This window comes from Flammeovirga sp. AWQ4_249 (assembly GCF_056161045.1).
Map to the genome: position 1 here is coordinate 126,396 of NZ_JBSWYJ010000011.1, position 21,502 is coordinate 147,897.

The 21,502-nt window shown below is 32.0% G+C and carries 14 protein-coding genes; 9 read left to right on the forward strand and 5 right to left on the reverse strand.

All coding sequences use genetic code 11. The features are described 5' to 3' along the window. Positions 1-54 precede the first annotated feature (54 nt). The 4 genes from ACXAHM_RS10990 to ACXAHM_RS11005 all read left to right on the forward strand — a co-directional run bounded on the left by ACXAHM_RS10990 (position 55) and on the right by ACXAHM_RS11005 (position 9,201). Positions 55-5,388, forward strand: a complete 5,334-nt coding sequence (locus ACXAHM_RS10990) for an alpha-2-macroglobulin family protein (protein ID WP_474960490.1) — start codon at positions 55-57, stop codon at positions 5,386-5,388. A gap of 75 nt (positions 5,389-5,463) precedes the next feature. After that, the gene (locus ACXAHM_RS10995) at positions 5,464-7,203 is read left to right on the forward strand and encodes a BamA/TamA family outer membrane protein (protein WP_474960491.1); all 1,740 of its coding nucleotides are present in this window, start codon (positions 5,464-5,466) and stop codon (positions 7,201-7,203) included. A 389-nt stretch (positions 7,204-7,592) separates the two neighbouring features. Then, entirely contained in the window at positions 7,593-8,153 is a 561-nt protein-coding gene (locus ACXAHM_RS11000) for an RNA polymerase sigma factor (RefSeq protein WP_474960492.1), read from the forward strand. Further along, the gene (locus ACXAHM_RS11005) at positions 8,134-9,201 is read left to right on the forward strand and encodes an outer membrane beta-barrel protein (RefSeq protein ID WP_474960493.1); all 1,068 of its coding nucleotides are present in this window, start codon (positions 8,134-8,136) and stop codon (positions 9,199-9,201) included. The genes ACXAHM_RS11000 and ACXAHM_RS11005 overlap by 20 nt, the downstream gene beginning before the upstream one ends. A gap of 72 nt (positions 9,202-9,273) precedes the next feature. Here ACXAHM_RS11005 and ACXAHM_RS11010 read toward each other — a convergent pair whose 3' ends face one another. From ACXAHM_RS11010 to ACXAHM_RS11030, 5 genes are all read right to left on the reverse strand, one after another. Then, the gene (locus ACXAHM_RS11010; protein ID WP_474960494.1) at positions 9,274-10,101 is read right to left on the reverse strand and encodes a PepSY-like domain-containing protein; all 828 of its coding nucleotides are present in this window, start codon (positions 10,099-10,101) and stop codon (positions 9,274-9,276) included. Between the two features lie 36 nt (positions 10,102-10,137). Continuing rightward, the gene (locus ACXAHM_RS11015; RefSeq protein ID WP_474960495.1) at positions 10,138-10,572 is read right to left on the reverse strand and encodes a PepSY-like domain-containing protein; all 435 of its coding nucleotides are present in this window, start codon (positions 10,570-10,572) and stop codon (positions 10,138-10,140) included. A gap of 104 nt (positions 10,573-10,676) precedes the next feature. Further along, positions 10,677-10,886, reverse strand: a complete 210-nt coding sequence (locus ACXAHM_RS11020) for a hypothetical protein (RefSeq protein ID WP_474960496.1) — start codon at positions 10,884-10,886, stop codon at positions 10,677-10,679. Positions 10,887-11,044: 158 nt separating this feature from the next. After that, a complete protein-coding gene (locus ACXAHM_RS11025) occupies positions 11,045-11,239 on the reverse strand; it encodes a hypothetical protein (RefSeq protein WP_474960497.1) in 195 nt (64 codons plus the stop codon). Between the two features lie 13 nt (positions 11,240-11,252). Then, complete coding sequence (locus ACXAHM_RS11030; protein WP_474960498.1) at positions 11,253-11,873, reverse strand: RNA polymerase sigma factor; 621 nt, start codon at positions 11,871-11,873, stop codon at positions 11,253-11,255. A 330-nt stretch (positions 11,874-12,203) separates the two neighbouring features. Between ACXAHM_RS11030 and ACXAHM_RS11035 the strand changes: the two genes are divergently transcribed. The 5 genes from ACXAHM_RS11035 to ACXAHM_RS11055 all read left to right on the forward strand — a co-directional run bounded on the left by ACXAHM_RS11035 (position 12,204) and on the right by ACXAHM_RS11055 (position 21,450). Continuing rightward, complete coding sequence (locus ACXAHM_RS11035; RefSeq protein WP_474960499.1) at positions 12,204-12,653, forward strand: nucleoside deaminase; 450 nt, start codon at positions 12,204-12,206, stop codon at positions 12,651-12,653. Beyond that, positions 12,653-13,144, forward strand: coding sequence for a tetratricopeptide repeat protein (locus tag ACXAHM_RS11040; protein ID WP_474960500.1), 492 nt, complete (start codon positions 12,653-12,655; stop codon positions 13,142-13,144). The genes ACXAHM_RS11035 and ACXAHM_RS11040 overlap by 1 nt, the downstream gene beginning before the upstream one ends. 213 nt (positions 13,145-13,357) lie before the next feature. Next, complete coding sequence (locus ACXAHM_RS11045) at positions 13,358-13,996, forward strand: hypothetical protein (RefSeq protein ID WP_474960501.1); 639 nt, start codon at positions 13,358-13,360, stop codon at positions 13,994-13,996. 119 nt (positions 13,997-14,115) lie between these two features. Then, positions 14,116-16,248 carry a flotillin family protein gene (locus tag ACXAHM_RS11050; protein ID WP_474960502.1) on the forward strand — a complete coding sequence of 711 codons (2,133 nt, stop codon included), beginning with the start codon at positions 14,116-14,118 and terminating at the stop codon, positions 16,246-16,248. A 342-nt stretch (positions 16,249-16,590) separates the two neighbouring features. Further along, positions 16,591-21,450, forward strand: coding sequence for a DNA repair ATPase (locus ACXAHM_RS11055; protein ID WP_474960503.1), 4,860 nt, complete (start codon positions 16,591-16,593; stop codon positions 21,448-21,450). Positions 21,451-21,502: the final 52 nt, after the last annotated feature.

Below are 21,502 nucleotides of genomic sequence, written 5' to 3' on the forward strand. Positions count from 1 at the left end.
TACTTAATATATTTTGTTTACGTTATGCAAAAACTACAAACTTACTTAAGTGTCATGCTATTGCTAATTTTAGCTTTTTCTTGTTCCACTGATAAAGATGAAGTAGCTAAAATTATTTATAAAAACTTCGAGGGAGAAATTGCTCAACAGCAAAATCTATCCATCACATTTAGCGAAAACATTAAGGAAGAAAAAATCAATGATTGGTTCAATGGAACCTATTTTACTATCACACCTGAAGTGAAAGGTAAATACAAGTGGACTGCAAAAAATACATTAGTGTTTTCTCCAGAAACTGCATTTCAACCAAATACTTCCTATACTTTAAAATTATCACCTAAAGCTTTTGGAGAAGAAGGTCTGAAGTTAGGAGATGTAAAAATGAGTTATGATTTTCATACTCCTTATCTTACTATCTTAAAGTCTAACATATCATGGGCTTTAGGAAAAAATAAAAATGCTGAACCACACCTAACATTAAATTTTAATTACCCTGTAGATGGACAACAGCTTTTAGAGAAGTTATCTTTGAAAGAAGGTAAAACATCCATTGAGAAAGATTTAATTTCTAAAGGAAAGAACAAACAAATTATATTTTCATTAAAGAATAAAGCTCAAAATAAAGAAGTTGTAGTTGATGGTAAAATCGCAGATGGATTATCGATTGAAAATTCAGCTAAAAATGGAGGTAAACTACAATTTCAAGTTTCAATTCCTAAAAAAGAAAAATTCTCTATTTCTTCTGTTAATGCACATATTGGACCGACAGAAAATACCATTAAAATTATAGCAAATCAAGGTATCTACAATGACAGATTAAAAAATAAGATAAAAGTATCACCAAAAGTTTCGTTTGAGATTGAAAAAGTTGAAAGTGGTATTCAATTGATTGGTAATTTTAAATCAGGTTATACTTATACAGTCACTATAGCTTCTGATATTGAAGGTGTTTTTAGAACTAAACTAGGGAAAAAATATAGTAAAAAAGTAGTTTTTGGAAAAGTAGAACCAAGTATCTCTTTCAGAGATAAAAAATCAATTTATATGTCTAATAAAAGTGACAAAAAGATTGATTTGAATATTGTAAATGTACCTAAAGTTGATATTAAAGTATATAAAATCTATAAGAATAACCTCTATCAGTTTTTTGATGATAATAATAACTATCAAGAAAGTAGTTATTACTATGGAGGTCCGCAATATTATAAGTTGGGTAGTGAGGTATTTTCTCAAAAAAATGTATCAGTGGATGAATTACCTGATAATGATCAATATAAATCTTTCTCTTTAGATTTTCTGGATGAAGATAGATTTAAAGGAGTATATGTAGTTGAAATAAGAAGTGCCAAACAGAGATATATTGCGGCAAGAAAACTAATCAGTATTTCTGATATAGGTTTATTAGTGAAAGAAGGAAAAAACAATGTCTTGGTCTATGCCAATTCAATTGCTGATGCAAGTCCACTTTCTGGTGTAAAAGTCACTTTAGTCAGTAGAAATAACCAAGAAATAGTTTCTGTTGAAACCAATGAAAAAGGGATAGCAGAATTTAATGATATTGAGGAGTCTACTGCAAATTATCAGATCAATATGATCTATGCTGAAAGAAACAACGACTTTAATTATTTAAATTATTATCAAAGTAGAATCAGTACTGGACGATTTGAAGTTGGTGGTTTATTTATCAATAGTGCAGGATTACTTACTTATATCTATGGAGATAGAAATCTATATAGACCAGGTGAAACAATTTATTATAAAACAATAATAAGAGATAAGAATTGGAACCCAGTTAAGCATCAACCTATCAAAGTAAAGGTTTATTTACCTGATGGAAATATTCTGAAAACAGAAAGAGGGACACTAAATGAGGAAGGAACTTTTGAATCTAGTGTTAAACTTTTAGATGCGAGTGCTACAGGTTATTATTCTATTGAAGTCAGTACAGCAAATGATGTCATTCTATCTTCTCAGAAAATCAATGTAGAAGATTTTATGCCAGATAGGATAAAAGTGACTACAGATGTAAAAATAGACAAGGGGCCTGAAGTGACCAATATTCTTTTAGAAGGAGATGCAATGAATTTATTTGGTACTCCTGCTTCTCAACGAAATTATGAAGTAGCCATTGAATTAGGTCGCAAATCAATTTTCCCAAAAGGATTAGAAGATTATAATTTTTATTTAAAAGGAAATATTTCTCTATCCTACGATGAAGGTTTAAGAGAAGGTGTAACAGATAGCGAAGGAAAATTCAATACTGATTTTACAATCTCTGATTACTTTAAAAATTCAGGCTTATTGGAAGGTAAAATATTTACTACAGTATTTGATGAGTCAGGAAGACCTGTTCGAAGATTAAATAAAGTAAATATCCCAACACAAAATTATTTCCTAGGAGTAAATGACGAAGATTGGTTTATTAAAACGAGAAAAGAAGTAAAACTACCGATCATTGCTGTAGATGAGAATGATAAAATTTATAATTCTGCAAAAGCACATATTGAGTTAGTACGTTATGAGTGGCAATCTGTAATGGAAAGCACTTATAATGGTAGATACAGATACGTTTCTAGGAAAAAAGAGATAGCCTTAGAAAGTGAAGTTATTAATGTAAAAGGAAAATCAACTTACTTTAGTTTCCTTCCTGATGCATCTGGAGAATATGAAGTAAGAGTAAGAGTACCAGGAGCAGATACTTATGTTTCAAAAAGGTATTATGCATATGGATGGGGTGTAACTTCAAATAGTGCTTTTGAAGTTGATAAAGAAGGTAAGGTGACTATCGAAGCAGAAAAAGATAAGTATCAAGTCGGAGATGAAGCAAAGATTTTATTCAAAACACCTTTCAAAGGAAAATTATTTGTGACGGTAGAACAAGATAATATCTTAAAGCATTATGAATTAGAAACGGATCACCAATCTGCATCTCTTGATTTACCGATTACAGAAGAATTTTTACCAAACGTATTCATTACTGCTACATTAATAAAAGGAGCAAAAGAAAATGAATTGCCTCTTACGGTAGCACATGGATTTAAATCTTTAAAGGTTGATTCTCCAAAAAGGAAGATTGACATTAAAATTAATGCTCCAGAAAAAAGCCGATCGAACAGATCTCAGGAAATTGAGATTGAAACAGAAGAAGAAGATGTAGAGGTAACGATAGCTGTAGTAGATGAAGGTATTCTACAAATTAAAAACTTTAAGACTCCTAATCCTTATAATTACTTCTACCAAAAAAGAGCATTAAGAGTGAAAACTTATGATGTATATCCTTTGGTAATGCAATTTAAACAGCAAGCGAATAGCTTCGGTTCTGATATGGCCAATTTGGGATCAAGAGCAAATCCAATGGTCAACAATAGAGTAAATTTAGTTGCTTTCTGGAGTGGGACAATCAAAACTGATGATGATGGAAAAGCAAGATTTAAAATTGATATTCCAGAGTTTTCGGGTGAATTGAGAATCATGACTGTTGCGAATAAAGGCAATGCATTTGGTACTGCAGAGAAAAGAATGAAAGTAAAAGATCCTTTGATTTTGAGTACAGCTTTACCTCGTTTCTTGAGCCCTTCAGATGTTGATCAAGCAAGTATCATGATGACCAATACTACTGATAATTCTATGTCAGTAAAAACTAAAGTTGAAGTTAAAGGTGCATTATCTATCGAAAATAGTTCTTTAGGTGAGGTAACAATTCCAGCAAATACAGAAAAGAGAGTTCCTTTTAAATTGACTGCAAATAATGAAATTGGAGAAGGTAAAGTGATAGTTGTAGCCAATGCTAATGGGGAAGATTTTATTTCAACAACTAATCTAAATGTTCGTCCTTCTACATCTTTACTAAAATCTACTGTATCTGGAGTAGTTAAAGCAGGGCAAGAAAAAGAAGTAGACCTTAAGAGAGATTATATTACAACTTCAGTTGAAGGTAAATTGTGGTTGAGTAAGTCACCAATGATGCAATTTGCTAAAGATTTAAATTACTTAGTGAGGTATCCTTATGGTTGTGTAGAACAAACAACTTCAGCAGTTTTCCCTCAATTATATTTAGCTGATCTTTCTTCTAAATTGACAAAAGATATTGGTAATGGGAATATTGATTACAATATAAATGAAGCGATAAGAAAGCTACAAAGCATGCAATTATATGGAGGTGGATTGTCCTATTGGCAAGGTGGTTCATATGTAAGTTTCTGGGGATCTGCATATGCGGCTCATTTCTTATTAGAAGCAAAGAAAAAAGGATATGAAGTAAATCAAGGAGTATTAAAGAAATTACTTTCTTACTTATCTGTTGAAGTAAAAAAGAAAAAGAAAGTAACATATACCTACTATAGAGATGGAAATAGAGTTTATGAAAGCGTAGCTAGTAAAACAATATTTTATGCTCTTTATATTTTAGCAGAAGCCGGACAAGCTGATGTTGCTACCATGAATTATTATAAGCAGAATAAGAACCTTATTCCTAGAAATTCAGAATACATCTTAGCTGCAACTTATTTAAGAGTAGGAGACCAAAAAACATATCGTCTACTATTACCTAATAACTTAAATAAAGATAAGGCAGAAAGAGAATTGGCCGGTAGTTTCTCTTCATATATCAGAGATCAGGCTCTAGTATTAAATGTATTGTTGAATACAGATCCTAAGAATGCTCAAATTGGTACTATTTCTAGACATCTTACTGAAAGTATGAAATCAGAATCATGGATGTCTACTCAAGAAAGAGCTTTCAGTATTTTAGCTTTAGGTAAATTGGCAAACAAAGCTAACAATCAAGATATGAAGGCTGATATAGTTGTAGAAGGACAAAAAATTGCTTCGTTTGATAATGCTGATTTAACGCTAACAGATAAAGTACTTGGAAAAGAAGTAGAAATTAAAACTTCTGGAAATGGTGAACTTTATTATTTCGGAGAACTTGAAGGAATTAATGCTTCAGGAGAATTTATAGAAGAAGACAAAAATCTAAAAGTAAGAAGAACCTATTATGATAGAAAAGGGAATATAATTACTTCTGATAACTTTAAGCAGAATGAATTAATAGTTGTTGGAGTATCTTTAAGTTCGACTTCTAAAACGATAGAAAATGTTGTAGTTACAGATATGCTACCTGCTGGATTTGAAGTTGAAAACCCAAGGTTAGGAGCGGTTCCAGGTTTGGATTGGACAAAAAATAAATCTTCTTATCCACAGCATATTGATTTTAGAGATGACAGAGTCAATTTCTTTGTGACGGCAACTGTTGCTCAAAAGAACTATTATTATGTTGTCAGAGCAGTAAGTAAAGGAACATTTAATGTAGGACCAATTAGTGCAGACGCCATGTATAATGGAGAATATCGATCTTATCATGGAGCAAAGAAAATAGTAGTGGAGTAGTTATTATCGAGAAAAATTAAGTTAATTGTCAAAGATTGATTTAATTTATTCAAGATTGACAAAACATTAAGACTATTGCATAAAGGTTTAAAACATATAATAGAGAAGAGTAGAGTATTTCTTATAAGTACTCTACTTTTCCTTTTTATACAGCAATTAAATGCACAAACTCCTAGTTTTAGAGTCTCTTATACTATTATTGATCAATCAATATCTTTTCCTCAAACTACATTTAATACTCTCGAAGAATGTAAAACAGCTTCTGAACTTCAACTGCAACAATGGCGAAATGAAGGCTATTTTTTAGCTTCTATAGATTCAGCTTTTTTGAATCAAAACAACTACACTAACCAAGTTTTTTTAGGACCTAAATCAGAAGAGATCATTCTTAATACTTCACATATCAATAATAATATTCTAAAAGGAAGGTATTGGAGAGGAAATAGTAATGAAAAATCAGTTGCTTTAAAAGACCTACCAAAAGCGAAAGAACAACTTCTAGACTATTATCAAAATCAAGGTTATCCTTTTACAGAAGTAAAAATTGATTCAATATCTTTTGATGGAAAAAATCTCCATGGACAAATAAAAGTTCAATTAGGAGAGGAAGTAATTTTAGATACTTTAATTGTAAAAAGAGAGAAACCAATTGGAGTTCATAAAAAATTCTTTGAAGCTTATTTGGGACTAAAAAAAGGTGAAATTTTTAGACAAAGAAATGTGGATAGAGCAGCTATTCTTCTTGAGGAAACGCCCTATTTAAAATTGAAAAAGCAACCTGATGTTGTTTTTGAATATGGTAAGGCAATGGTTGAAATACCCTTAGAGAAAAGGAGAGCAAGTAGAGCGGATGGTATGATAGGATTTGCACCTAATGGTCAACAAGAAGGAGAATTGTTATTGACAGGACAAGTAATGCTAGACCTTTGGAACCCCTTTGGAACAGGTAAACGATTTTATATTGATTGGAAAAAACCAGATAATGACTCTCAATGGTTTAATGCGAGTTACTACCATCCAAGGTTTTTAAAAACTTCTTTTGATATTGGTTATGATATTAACCTTCAGCAACAAGATACAACCTTTTTAAAAGTTGAAAATGGAGTAAATATTAGAAGGAGAGTTTCAACAAGAGCAAATTTAGCATTTGGTGTAACTTGGAATACAAGTAGAATTTTAAGAGAACTTACAGAAACTGATATTGATACACTCAATGATACTAAATCTACGACCTATTCAATGTCTTATGATTGGCAAAATTTAGATGATCCCTTGGCACCAAGGAGGGGTTTAAGGTATTCTTTTCTGATAATGGGTGGACAAAGAACAATTATTTATAACCCTTCTCTACCTCAAGAAGTGTATGATGGAATTCCTGAAAAATCAATCCTTTTACATTGGAACTTTGAAGCAGAATATTATTTCGGTTTATCAAAATGGCTTGAAGGTTACTTAAAATTAAATGCTGCTCAAATGTTAGGAGATCATTTATATAAGAATGAACTTTTAAGAATAGGTGGATTTCGTTCGATAAGAGGATTTAACGAAGGAGAATTGTTTGTGGACCGATATACATATTTAACGTTTGAACCGAGGATTAATATTGGTGATCAATCTTATTTATTTGCCTTTACTGATATAGGAATTTCTGGCTTTAAAGAAGAATGGGATGCTCCAATTGGTGTAGGAGCAGGGATTAATATTTCTACAAAATCAGGTGATTTCTCCATTGCTTATGCCTTAGGTAGAACCAATGAAATTCCTTTATCCACCAACTTAGCTAAAATCCATTTTGGTTTCATAGGAAAATTCTAAGAGAAAATTTAAATCTAACACATTAGAAGTCCAATTAAATAAGAGATGAAAATTAACAAATTGATGCTTATTTAAGATTGTTTAAATATTTTTTTAATAGTCATTAAGTGTATTTGTGAAATAATTAAAAATATAACTAGCTAATAATCAGTATGTAACAATATTTATCTACCTTGAAATAAATATACCTCTACTCAATTTTATCATTTTATGTGTCTATACTATTAAGCATTCTATAAATGCTAACGACACAATTGACTTAAGGTAAGCAGCGTAAATACTACTTGATAGTGTCAAATTAAATGTCAAAATCTTGCATCATGTAGTAGCTGTATATTGATTTTTTAGAATCCTACTTGTAGGGTGGTAAACACTTAACTTAATCTATCATGTTAAGAGATGAAGAATTAATTCAAGGTTGTAAAGTCGGCGATAAGCGCATTCAAAGAAAACTGTATGATCAGTATAGTGGAGTTTTAATGGCAGTGGCTTGTCGGTATTCTAGAACTGAAGAAGATGCAAGGGATATTTTACAAGAATCGTTTGTAAAAATATTCAAGAAAATCGATTCATTTAGAAATGAATCGTCCCTAAAACACTGGATGAGAAGAATAGTGGTCAACACAGCGATCAACTATCAACGTTCCAAACTATACTTATATCCAATGATGGATGTAAATGACATGTATGATCTAAAAGAAGAAGCCGTAGCTTTATCAGACTATAGTTTCCAAGAACTTTTAGCTTTATTACAGAAGTTACCTGATGGATGTCGAGTGATTTTCAACTTATATGCAATTGAAGGATATAAGCACAAGGAAATTGCTGAAATGACAGGAGTAACAGAAGGTACTTCAAAATCACAGTTTTCTAGAGCAAGAAAACTTTTAAAAGAATTGATTGAAGAGTCTCAAATAGAAAGAAGTTATTATGCAATGGAAAGAGGATAATCGAGACGATTTTGATAAGTTCTGGGAAGGAGCTTTTCAAGATGAGCATGTATCTCCACCTCCAGGATTATGGGAGGATATTGAAAGTGAGGTAGAGGAAATAAATACCAAAAAGAACCATTTTACTTTCTTCAAATCAGTTGCTGCAATCATTACAGTAAGTTTATTGACAAGTTTCCTAATGATTAATGATGGACCAAAGTCTAAAACAATAGCTTACCAAGCACCTAATCAACTTGTAAATACTGCTGCTATCGTTCCAGGTTCATTATTTGAAGCAGACGCTACGAAAGAATTAAATACAATTGCTGTAAAACAAATTCATAAAGTAAAAGATATTGCGAAATCATCTTCATCCTCTATATTTTTTGAAAAAACTAAAAAGGAGAAATTGGTTATTGATAAAATCGAAAGAGCGTCAATAAACAATGATATTGATGAGAACGAATATCAATTAAACGAATTAGGACTTGTAAAGGTGAGTAAGGCCATTTTACAAAAAGAGAAAAAAGATAAAACATTTTACTTCGGAGGCCAAGTAGGAATGGTAAGTTATAATCCTAATATCAAAAGAGAAGGCAAATTGATTTCTGAAAATACAATTTCTCCATCTTTTGGAATCAATGCAGGAGTACAGTTCGAGAAAGGAGTTTTTGTGGAATCAGGAATCAACTATTCAGAATATGATTTTAAATCTGGCATTACTGAACTTGGAAAAGTAAATCAAAAGATTGTTGCTATTCCTGTAAAAGTAGGTTATGCAATAGAAAAGAAAAAAGTAAAACTTTCTCTGTATTCTGCTTTAGTCACTAACCTAATCGTTGATCAAAAAAGTACAGATAATCTATCAGATAGTATTCTAGATAAATCAGTTTATCTATCAGGTCAATTAGGAGCAGAGTTAAGCTATAAACTTTCACCAAAGTCTTCTATCACTCTTGGTACATCTTATGGTGTTTCTCTAACCGATCAAAGTTCAGATAATCAAATCTCAGCTAAGGCAAATGCTTACACTGTTAGCATGGGATTGAAATACAATATTATCTAGAATAAACATAGGTATACAAAAAAGCCAGATTCGTTAGATTTCGAATCTGGCTTTTTTATTAATTAAGATGGATTAATCTCTATCGATACCAACAAAATTATTATCCATATCAAATAGTAAAGTAAAGTCTTCTGAGAGTTCTACTTTTTGCATACCATTTTCAATTTCCCAACCAACAATTTGTTGTCCTGGATATACATTATTGATGTAATCAAGAACATCAGAAGGAATTACATTATTAGGTAGTGGTATAGAATCATCATCAGAACCAATAGAAATGATTTCATAATTTTTATTGAACTCTAATTCAAAACCATTAGATAAAGTAACTTCATAACTGTCATCATCTTCGTCTACATCTACAACTGATGCATCAGGAAAATATTGATTGATATAGTCATCAATTTCTTGAGGTACCATAATAATACCTCCCTCTTCAACAGGTTCTCCATCGATTGATATTACATTTCCAGCCATATCAAAAACGATTTCTACATCATTAGAAAGTTCTACTTTTTGGTAACTACCGTCTTTCTCCCAACTTACAACATATTCATTGGGATAATCTGTAGAAACATAAATATTAATAGGATTAGGTATTACACTTTCAGGAAGTGCCTCATTACTTTCTGAATCAATTGCTTCAATCTGATTAAAATTATTAAAATCTAAAACAATATGATTTGAAAGTTCTACTTCCCATTCCATATCATTATTATCAAAATCAGCATCTACGATAGTTTCATTAGGAAAATAGTCTTGAATATATGCCATGATTTCATCAGGAAGTTGATCCTCAGCAACAGGAGTATATTCATCTTCTTGATCTCTTTCATGACAACTGAAAGTGATGAATGAAAGGAATATAAGTGAAAGTAAAGTAAAATATCTATTTTTCATTATATGAATCGTTTAGTGAGAAAGAAGAAGAGATAATTAGTCGCGGTCTACACGAACAAATTCATTATTATTATCGAAGATTAGCGTTACATCATTAGATAATTCAACTTCTTGATTTGAACCATCTTTTTCCCAACTTACAATTTTAGCATTAGGGTAATGTGAATCAATATAATCTTCTATTGGATCTGGAATTACATTTTCTGGAAGAGCTTTATTGTCATCAGATTCAATTGAAGTGATATCACCTTTATAATTGAACTCTAATTCAAGACCATTTGATAAAGTAACATCAGTTCCGTCATTATCAATTTCTACTTCACTAATATCTTCATTAGGAAAATATTGCTCGATATAATCAGAAACTTCATTAGATAAATCATTAGGGTTAACAGAATCATCTGAAGAGCAGCTTACTAAAAAGTAAGAGATGATTGCTAATGGAATAACAAATAGTTTATTTTTAATCATTTTTTGTGGATTTTAAATCGAATATTTTAAAAGTAAACGAATCATAGATATATGATGTTGATCTACTTTTTGATTATTAACAATATGAACAAGAGTAGTTTATATTATGATTGATAGAAGAATAATCTATCATTATCATCTTTATCGTCATGATCATTTTTATCATCATCATGATCGTCATCATCATCATCGTGGTCGTTATCATGTTCTTGCTTATTATCATCATGTTTAGGATCATAATCTGTATTATCACATGCCATATTAATAATGGAAAGAAACATGAATAGGATCATTGAGAATTTAATTTTTTTCATTTTTGAATCGTTTTAAGTTTGGTATTTATCAGTTTTCAACGAATCAGTAACAAAATAGTTACTATGTTACTTTTTTATTTAATAATTTTAACAAAAAGAAGGTTACTAAATCTAGTAACCTTCTTTTTGAGTTATATCGTTAATCTGTTCGAAGAATTTTAATGGTCTATTGCCTCTCTAGCAAAGTCCATAATATTTTGAATAGTCTTTCGACTAGGTTTTTCATTAATACGGTTTAGTGCTGCTTTTACTTTAACACCGTGATTCAAAAACTCCTCACAACTACTATCACTGAAAATATCAGTTTTATCTTCATCGTTTAAAGTAATGTAAGATGTATCTCTATAAAGCATGCTTAATACTTTATTAGAACACTCTCTGTTTAGATGTTTTTTGTCTAATTGCATTATTGGAATTTTCGCTTTGTTGCTCCATCATTTTACGAAGGTTGATGAGGGCATAACGCATTCTACCTAATGCAGTATTAATACTTACACCTGTAGAATCAGCGATTTCTTGAAAACTCATTTGCATGTAGTGACGCATTACAAGAACTTCTCTTTGCGAATCAGGCAAACGGTCTACAAGATTTCTAACGTTCTTTTGTGTTTCAACTAAGATTTTTTGATCCTCAATTGAGTTTTCAGAGAAATCTAAAGTATCAAAAACACTACTTCCATCTTCCATGACGATAGTAGGGTAACGCTTTTGCTTACGGAAATAATCAATTGCCATATTATGAGCAATTCTTGAAATCCATGGCATAAACTTACCTTCCTCATTATATTTCCCAGCACGAATCATTTTTATTGCCTTAATGAATGTATCTTGCAACAAGTCTTCAGCTACATACTCATCTTTTACAATTAATAAGATGCTAGTAAATAGCTTGTTCTTATACTTGTTAAGTAGTTGTTCAAAGGCTACCTCGCTTCCGTTTAGGTATTGAGATATTAATTCTTGATCTGAGAGCGTATAATTTTTCATCCTTCGTGCTTTTAAAACGTTAACTCAAAGTACTTTATTGCTGAATGATTGATAATTATTGAAAAAAGTATAAATATCACCATCAATTCTTCGGGAGTACTTCTTTAAAAAATTCCGTATCATAAATGTTTGAAAATATTAAGAATATTCAAATTCCTTCATCTAAGGATAAGACGCGTTCATCGAAAAGATGACCTATTTCGTCTAAACAGGCCTTTTTTTGACTTAAAAATGAGTCCAAAAAGAGGATTTGAACTCCTAAATTTTAAAAATTAAGATTAAGTGATTATTTATTCATTAACCACTGATTATTAGAATAATACAATAAAAATGAGTGATTCTGCAGAAGATATAAAATTTATGAGGTTGGCTTTGGAAGAAGCAAAAAATGCTTTTGATGAAGGAGAGATTCCAGTTGGAGCACTAATAGTAGCCAATGGAAAGGTCATAGGTAAAGGATATAATCAAACTGAAAAACTAAATGACCCCACTGCTCATGCTGAAATGTTAGCGATTACTGCAGCAACCAATCATATTGGTTCAAGACATTTAAGTAATTGTACATTATATGTAACACTTGAGCCTTGTGCAATGTGTGCAGGTGCAATATTTTGGGCACAAGTTGGGAGAATAGTTTACGGAGCATCAGATGAAAAAAGAGGATTTAAAGCATATTCTGAAAAATTAGCTCATCCAAGAGCGAAATACACAACAGGTATATTAGAAGAAGAATGTCATGAGATAATAATGAAGTTCTTTAAACAATTAAGAAATAAATAATGGATAAAGAATTAATAGTAAAAGTTGAGCAACTTCTCAAGGAAGAGGATTTTACAAATATCCCAGATTTATTAGCACCTTATATAAAGGAAGAAAATAAAGCAAAAGAGCTTCTAGGTTTATGCTATTTGGGCCAATGGAAAAATGAAGAAGCTGAAGAGGTTTTTGAGAAATTAATGACTAATGTCCCAACAAATGCAGATTACCATTATTATTATGGAGCTAGTTTGGGCCAACAAGCGAAAGGAGCTAATATGTTTAAGTTGATGCAAATCGCTCCCAAATCAAAAGCTGCATTTGAAAAGGCAATAGAATTAAATCCTCAACACATTCCAGCTCATTGGGGACTTTTAAGGTATTATGGAAATGCTCCTGCAATGTTTGGTGGTTACCCTAAAGGCAAAGAGTTAGCAGACTCACTAGCAACCTTTAATGAAAAAGAAGCACAAGATGCTATCAACTTTTTAAAAGATAAATTCGGAGAACAGTAATGAAAATTATATTTGGATACCTTGTGTATATACCAAATTAAGGTTTGTTTCAAATTAAAATTACATAATTTATAATTTGTTAAAGAAGTAGTTGTGGAATATAATTTCCTCAACTATTTTTTTGTTAGATACGTTAATACATTTAAACTCTTAGTTGTAAGGATCAACTAATTTGTTTTCTTATTAACTTGGAGGATATAAACTTAAAGCAAAATGGAACTATTAAACGAAGCCGCTAAACTGGTAAATTTACCTTATACATTCCTTGTTATTTTATGCCTTTTGTATTGGATCAATGTAATGATAGGTGTTTTATCTCCAGATACTTTGGATTTTCAATTGGATGGAGATATTGACCTTGATGCAGATGTTGATACTGATGTCGATGGTTTAAATTCTGACAGTGGAGTTTTCACAAACGTAGCCGGATTCCTTTATTTAGGAAAAGTACCTTTTATGTTAGTCTTTTCATTTTTATCACTTTTAATGTGGGTATTTTCAGTTCTTGGAAATCACTACATAGGGAATGAATCTGGATGGATAGCATTTGGAGCTGCATTACCAATTTTGATTGTATCAGTATTTCTAACAAGATTTTGTGTTTACCCCTTTACTTTCATTTTTAAAAATATGAATGAAGAAGTAGATCGAGATGTAGTAGGAAAGGTTTCTACTATTTTGATTCCAGCTTCAAAAGATAAAAAAGGACAAGCATCTGTTTACATTGGAAACGCTGAACAAAAGATTTATATCAAAACATTAGAAGAACATAATATCCTTTCAAAAGGGGAAGAAGCCGTAGTGGTAGATTTTGATGCTACAGAAAATTGCTACTTCGTTGAACCTGTTTAAGAAATGATATTTGAATCTTTTGATTTTATTAATATGAATTAGAATAGAGTACTTAAAGCAATCTCTAACGATTAACTATTCAGTATATATAATTTTATCACTTTAATTTTTAACTAATCATGACATCACAATTAGTAATAGCAATCGCATCTTTCTTTGGTGTAATTCTATTAGGTATTATCGGGTATTTTGTAAGCTTTTACAAAAAAGTACCTCAAGGAAAAGCATTGGTAAGAACTGGTATTCGAGGACTTAAAGTAATTACAGAAGGGGGTACAGTTATTCCGGTTTTGCATAGAGCAGAAATGATGGATATCTCATTAAAGAGTATTGAAATTAGTAGAGAAGGAAAGCAGGGTTTGATTTGTAGAGATAACCTTAGAGCTGATATTAGAGTAGTATTTTTTATTCGTGTAAATAATAATACAAACGATATTGGAACTGTAGCACAAACAGTAGGATGTGAAAGAGCATCCGACACTGAACTCCTTACCTCATTATTTGAAGCAAAATTCTCAGAAGCATTAAAAACTATTGGTAAACGTTTCGATTTTATTGAATTATATAATTCTAGAGAAAAAGTAAAACAAGAAGTAATCGACATCATTGGTACTGATCTGAATGGATATGTTTTGGATGATTGTGCAATTGACTATTTGGAGCAAACAAATGTTGAAAACTTAGATCCAGATAACATTTTAGATGCTGAAGGTATCAAGAAGATTATTGATCTAACAGCGAAACAAAAAATTCAAGCAAACTTGATCAAAAATGAAGAAGAGAAAAAGATCAAGAAGCAAGATGTAGAGAAAGAAGAAGCTGTTCTTGTTTTAGAGAAACAAAGAGTAGAAGCGGAAGAGCGTCAAAGAAGAGAAATCAATACATTAAAAGCGAAAGAAGAAGCAACCACTGAATCAATTGTTCAGGAAGAACGCTTAAAAACAGAGAAGATCAAGTTACAAGTAGATGAAGAACTTGAAATTCAAGAGAAAAACAAAGAGCGTGAAATTTTAGTAGCTCAAAAGAATATTGAGAAAACAGAAGCTTTAGAAAACGAGCGAATTGAAAAAGAAAGACAATTAGCGGAAACAGATAAGCAGAAAGTTGTTGAGTTAGCACAGATTGCAAAAGAGAAAACGTTGGAAGAACAAAAACGTGATATTCAAGATGTAATCAAAGAGAGAGTAGCGGTAGAGAAATCAGTAGTTGAAGAGCAAGAGAGAATTAAGGATACAGAAGCATTTGCAGAAGCACAACGTCAGAAGAAAGTGGCAATCACTTTAGCAGAACAAAAAGCAGAAGAAAACTTAATGATGGAGTTAAAAGCTGCTGAGGCACAAAAAGAAGCTGCAAAACTAAATGCTGAACAACAAAAAATTGAAGCTGCAGCTGATTTTGAAACTTCAAACCAAAAAGCGGCTGCTATTAAAACATTAGCAGACGCGAAAGTAAAAGAACAAGCAACTTCTGGTTTTGCTGAAGCTCAAGTGAACGAGGCAAAAGCCATTGCAAGAGAGAAAGAAGCTACTGCAGAAGCACAATACATCGCAGCAACTTCTGAAGCACAAGCATTAGCCAACAAACAATTGGGTGAAGCAGAGGCTGAAATCTTAAGACAAAAAATGATTGCTGAAGCAGAAGGAATGGAGAAGAAGTCGAAAGCAATCGAATTAGAAGGTTTAGCGGAAGCGAAAGTATTACAAGAAAAAGCATTAGTAGAAGCACAACGTATCGAGGCAGAAGCAAAAGCAACTGCACATATGGATGAGGCAATTAAAGAATTGGAGAGATTCAAATTACAATTGAACCAAGAGAAAGAATTAGCCTTAGCGAAATTCCAAATGCAACAGGAATTGACGAAAGCACAAGCTCAAGTAATGGCCGAAGCAGTGAAGAGCAGTGATATCAAGATCATCGGTGGTGAAAGTCAAGTGTACGACAAAATCATCAAATCTATCAGCATGGGTGAATCTGTGGAGTCATTCTTCCAAACAAGTAGCGTAGCCACTGAAGTAAAAGACAACTTACTTGATTCCTCTGATGGAAATAATATCATTGGAAAAGTAAGAGGTTACATTGATCAATTGGGTGTAACAACAGAAGATGTTAAAAACTTAAGTGTTGCAGGCTTATTGAACAAAATGAAAATGATGTCTGACGATGATCTTCAAAAAACATGGTTAGACAGTGCATTGGCAACAGCTGAAAAAACAGGTATTGCAACAGCTGCAGCATCAATGTTTATCAAATAATATTGTCGGAGAAATTAAGGTTGAAGTAAAATGCTTCAACCTTACCCTCTAATTTTAAGTCACATCAACTTTTAGTTAGATCTTAAAGCTACCTCTTTGATATTGACCTTGAAGATAAAAGCGTTAAGAATTTATTGAAATGAGCCGTAACAAATGATTTACTGTTTGAGCGAAAGCGAGTTTAAATCATTTAGGCGATTGAAATTAAATTTAGCTTTTAGATTCTCAGTCTTGAATTTTTTGCTTCGTTTTTGTTTCAAGACAAAAATGAAGAAGAAAGTACCTTGAAAGTAGCTTATTAAAATATCACGCTAACGAAAAATTGAGTAACAAACCACACTTATGTTAGAAAACGGAACTTACGAACTTCTCCAACAACGACTACAAAACAGTGGTAAGGAACTTCACAAATCCTTAGACCAACTCAATACATTAAGAAAAGAAATCTTCGGTTCCATAGAAATTGGACTCATTGCCTCAGAGCGATTAATGACAGAAAATAACTGTATCGCCAGAGACATGATACCAATAGGAAAAACCTTCCTTTTCGGTTATAATGTACAATTGGGACTAAGACAAGAGATGGCATTATCAGATGTATTCAGTGTATATTCATACGATAATGAATCTCATGGATTTAAAAATGAATCCTTATCCCTAATAGAAGATAAACAGTTTATCAAAGATTTTAGCGAACTGTATCAATACCAAAAAGATACAAAGTTTGCTCAATTCTTTAAAGCTGGAAACAACTTGTACATGCTCTTTCAATTGAGCGATCGAGTTGGAGATATCAAAGCATTCAAATGGGAAATCTCAGGAAGTGCTTTAAAATATGTTGATGCTAGAAGTGATCATGAAGTAGTATTTCCTCCACAACATGATTTCAAATGGCAAAAAACATCAAGAAATGATTTTAGAGAAGGTGAACATCCACACGTTTCTATCCTTGATAGGGTATTTGTAGAAACGGTAGGAGGTGACCTTACCATTAAAATTGAAGACAACACCTTAGATGGTGAAGGAATATATGCTGAGGAAGTAGAAGAAAAAGAACAAAGATTGGAAGATGGAGAATTCCATTATGCTGATCTTGGAAATATTATTCTTTTAAAAATTCTTCCTTACAGAGAAAAAGAATGGAGATACTTTGTCTACAATGATAAATTAAAAACAGCACTTAGAGTCAATACGATTTCTAATGCTTGTATTTTCTTACCAGAAGAACAAGGTATCGTTTTCTCAAATGGATATTACCTTCAAAATGGAGAGTATAAGCTTTTTGAACAAGAAGAACACGATTGGGTTTTCAAGAAAAAAATAGTAGCTCCTAATGGTGAAGATTATCTATTTGTATTCTATCAAAGAGATACAGGAGAGTATATTTTACTTTCTTATAATGTCATTGAACAATCAGTTCAGCCACCTTTAAAATGTAATGGCTATTCTTTATTCCCGAATGGAGAATTAGTCTACTTTAAAGCAGATGAAGAACCAAGGAAAGTTCATAACCTACAAATTTTACAGTCTCCTTTTGTTGATGCAGATTTAGTAGAAACCACTACTGAAAATGATCATTACTTAGTAAATCTAGGGAATAAGGAAGTGGTAAAAGCCATGGCACAATTGAATGGTATCAATGTGTTATGTCAAAAGTCAGATAATTACATGGGACTTTACTCAGATATTTTGCAAGAAGCATCTGTAGTAATTGATATGTATCCATGGCTTGGACGAGAAGATGTAGGTAACCTTTTAGTTCCAGTTGAAGAAATCAAAGGAACGGCAACAGCGGCGATTGAAGAATACGAAAAAGTAAGTCGTCAACGTAAAAATGCTGTAGAAGAACAAAAAGCCTTTGATGAAGAATGTTTAGCAATTACTCGTCAAATTGATAGAGGAATTTATAAAGACATTAGAGACTATGTAAAAGGTCTTGCTTCACTGAGAGCATTAAGAGGAAAGGCGGTTAGCTTAAAAGAAGTTCGTTACATTGAAATTCCTCCAATTGAGGAAAAAGAAGAAAAGCTTAAAGAACATTCTTTAAAACTAGGTGAAAGGTGTATTCAATTCCTTTTAGGAGAAGATGCATTGACTGCTTTTACAACAAAGATTGAAGAACTTCGAAATCAATTACCCACTTGGAAAAAAACAATTGATGTAGAAGAAGCAATAGAAGAACTGACAGCTTTAGGGAAAGAATTAGAATTATTAATTGAAACGGTTTCTAACCTTAAGATTAAGGATGCTACTCAAACAGCAGAGATCATCAATAATATTTCTCAGTTATTTTCTTCCCTCAATAACGTTCAGGCACAAGCAAGAGAAAAGAAAAATCAACTAGGAAAACAAGAAGCTGATGCTGAGTTTACAGCTCAATATCGTTTATTGGAACAATCTGTTTCCAGTTTCTTAGATATCTCGACAGCTCCAGAAGAATGTGATGAATACCTCAGTAAACTATCGGCTCAGATAGAAGAACTAGAAGGGAAGTTTGCAGACTTTGATGATTTTGCTGAACAGCTTGAAAAGAAAAGAGAGGAGGTTGCTACAGTTTTTGAAACAAAGAAAATTCAATTAGAAGAAGTTCGTAATAAAAGAGTTTTACGTTTACGTAACTCAGCAGATCGAATGATTCAATCCATCTTAGCGAAAGCTAAAAAGATGGAAAAAGAGGATCAATTGATTGCTTACTTCTCAACGGATCTTTTAATTGAAAAATTAAGAGAGACAGCAAAAAGTCTAATTGATTTAGGAGAAACTTCAAAAGGAGAAGAGGTTCTTGGTGCATTAAAGAAAGCACAGAAAGAAGCCATTCGCCAATTAAGAGACCGTAATGAATTAAATGTTGACGGTCCAGGTTTTATCCGTTTCGGAAAGCATTCTTTTGCAGTAGCTCAACAAGAATTAGGAGCTACAATCATTGAAAGAAAAGGAAATTTATTTTATCATCTTACTGGAACAGACTTCTTTGAAGAGGTAAAAGATGAAAGTCTTTTAAGTACGAAAGAGGTTTGGACAATGTCTCTACCTTCTGAATCATCTGCAGTATATAGAGGAGAGTATTTAGCCTATCAATTTTTAGCAAATAAAAATGCGTCTAATATAGTCGATCAAAGTGAAGAAGAATTGTTGAAGGATATCCAACAACATATGGGAGCTTCACTAAATGATGGTTATTTAAAAGGAGTTCATGACCTTGATGCTTTAAAAGTAATTAGAGTGTATGCATCAATGAATACTTCTCTAAAAACTTTATGCTATGATTCTGTAACTAGAGCATTAGCTCAGATTGTTTGGCTAAAAGAAATTCCAAAGAAAGAAAAGGAAATCATTCAAGAATGGGCCAGTGGATTCTCACTTTTCTCTTCTCTTTTTGAAGAAAAAGCAGATCCATCTTCAATTTTAAAATACATCACTCCACATGTTGAAGTCATGTTGAAAAAGTTGAATCTAGAATTAGAAACAGCAGTTGAAGAAATTGGCTATTGTCTAATGGATCTTTTGACTTACGGTTATTTTGAAATCAGCGAAAAGGCAAACTTCTTGGCAGAGGAATTCAAAAGATTACTTCTTGCTCAAAATGTAAAAGAGGCTTTTGATCAACATATCAGTAAACTTTCAGGTCAATGGGAAAAGCTATTGACGTTTATGGAAATCGGTTGGTCTACCTTATTTAAATCGGCTTCTTTTAAGGAAAATGAATCAGAATATTCATCATACACTTTAGAGGCAAGTTTACTTTTACTAGAAACATTCAAAGCTGATAGAGCATTATCAAAAGTTGAAACAGAACAACAGATAGAAGGTTTATTAGGAGATCATAGTTTAATCAATGAAGGAAAATATCAATTTAACTTCTATGATTTTATGGCAAGAATGAAAAAGCACCTTTATAATAGCTTACCATTATTTGAACAATATACTGCTCAGAAAAGGGAAGTTTTAGATGCTTTCAAGAAAGAAGTAAAACTTTCTTCATTCGAACCAAAAGTACTTTCTTCTTTTGTAAGAAATAGATTGATTAATGATGTCTATCTTCCGTTAATTGGAGAAAACTTATCAAAACAGATTGGAGCAGCAGGAGTTAAAAAGAGAACAGACCTTATGGGATTACTCTTATTGATTTCTCCTCCAGGTTATGGTAAGACTACTTTAATGGAATATGTTGCGAATCGTTTGGGATTAATTTTCATGAAGATTAATGGACCATCGATAGGGCATCAAGTATTGTCATTAGACCCTGAAGAAGCACCAAATGCAACAGCAAGGGAAGAATTGGAAAAGTTAGGTTTAGCCTTAGAGATGGGAAATAACATCATGCTTTATCTAGACGATATCCAACATTGTAACCCTGAGTTTTTACAGAAGTTTATCTCACTTTGTGATGGACAAAGAAAAATAGAAGGAGTATACAAAGGTAATACAAAAACCTATGATCTAAGAGGGAAAAGGTTCTGTGTGATTATGGCAGGGAACCCGTATACTGAATCAGGTGATAAATTCCAGATTCCAGATATGTTAGCCAATAGAGCTGATACTTATAATTTGGGTGAGGTAATCGGAAGTACGCAAACGGCTTTCGAATTAAGTTATATCGAGAATTGTCTTACTTCAAATCAATTTATCTCTCAATGGACTAATTACCCGAAGAAAGATTTATACACATTGATTAGTGCTATTAAGAATGATAATCTTCAGAATTTAGAATTGGAGATCAATATTTCAACTGATGAAAAAGAAGAAAGCATTAAAATCTTCAGACAGTTGTTATATGTTCAAAGTGTTATTCTGAAGGTGAACCAAGCTTATGTTGCATCAGCGGCACAAGATGATGATTACAGAGTTGAACCTCCTTTTAAACTACAGGGGTCCTATCGTAATATGAATAAACTAGCTGAAAAGCTTTCTCCATTAATGAATGAGAAAGAGTTACAGGAACTAGTGGTTTCACATTATGAAAATGAATCTCAAACGTTGACAAGTGCAGCAGAAGAGAACCTTTTAAAGTTTAAAGAACTAATTGAAATCTTGACAGTAGGAGAATTAGATAGATGGAATGAAATCAAACAAACTTTCAGACAAAAGAACAACTTGAAAGTATTGGGAGATCAAAGTGCTGAAAAGACTTTAGATCATTTATCTGATATCTCAACAGCCATAAAGGATTTGAAAAAAGAGATTATTTACATTGTGAAGTAATTTCAAACCTAAAAAGAGCGGTACTTGTTTGTATCGCTCTTTTTTTTCTATT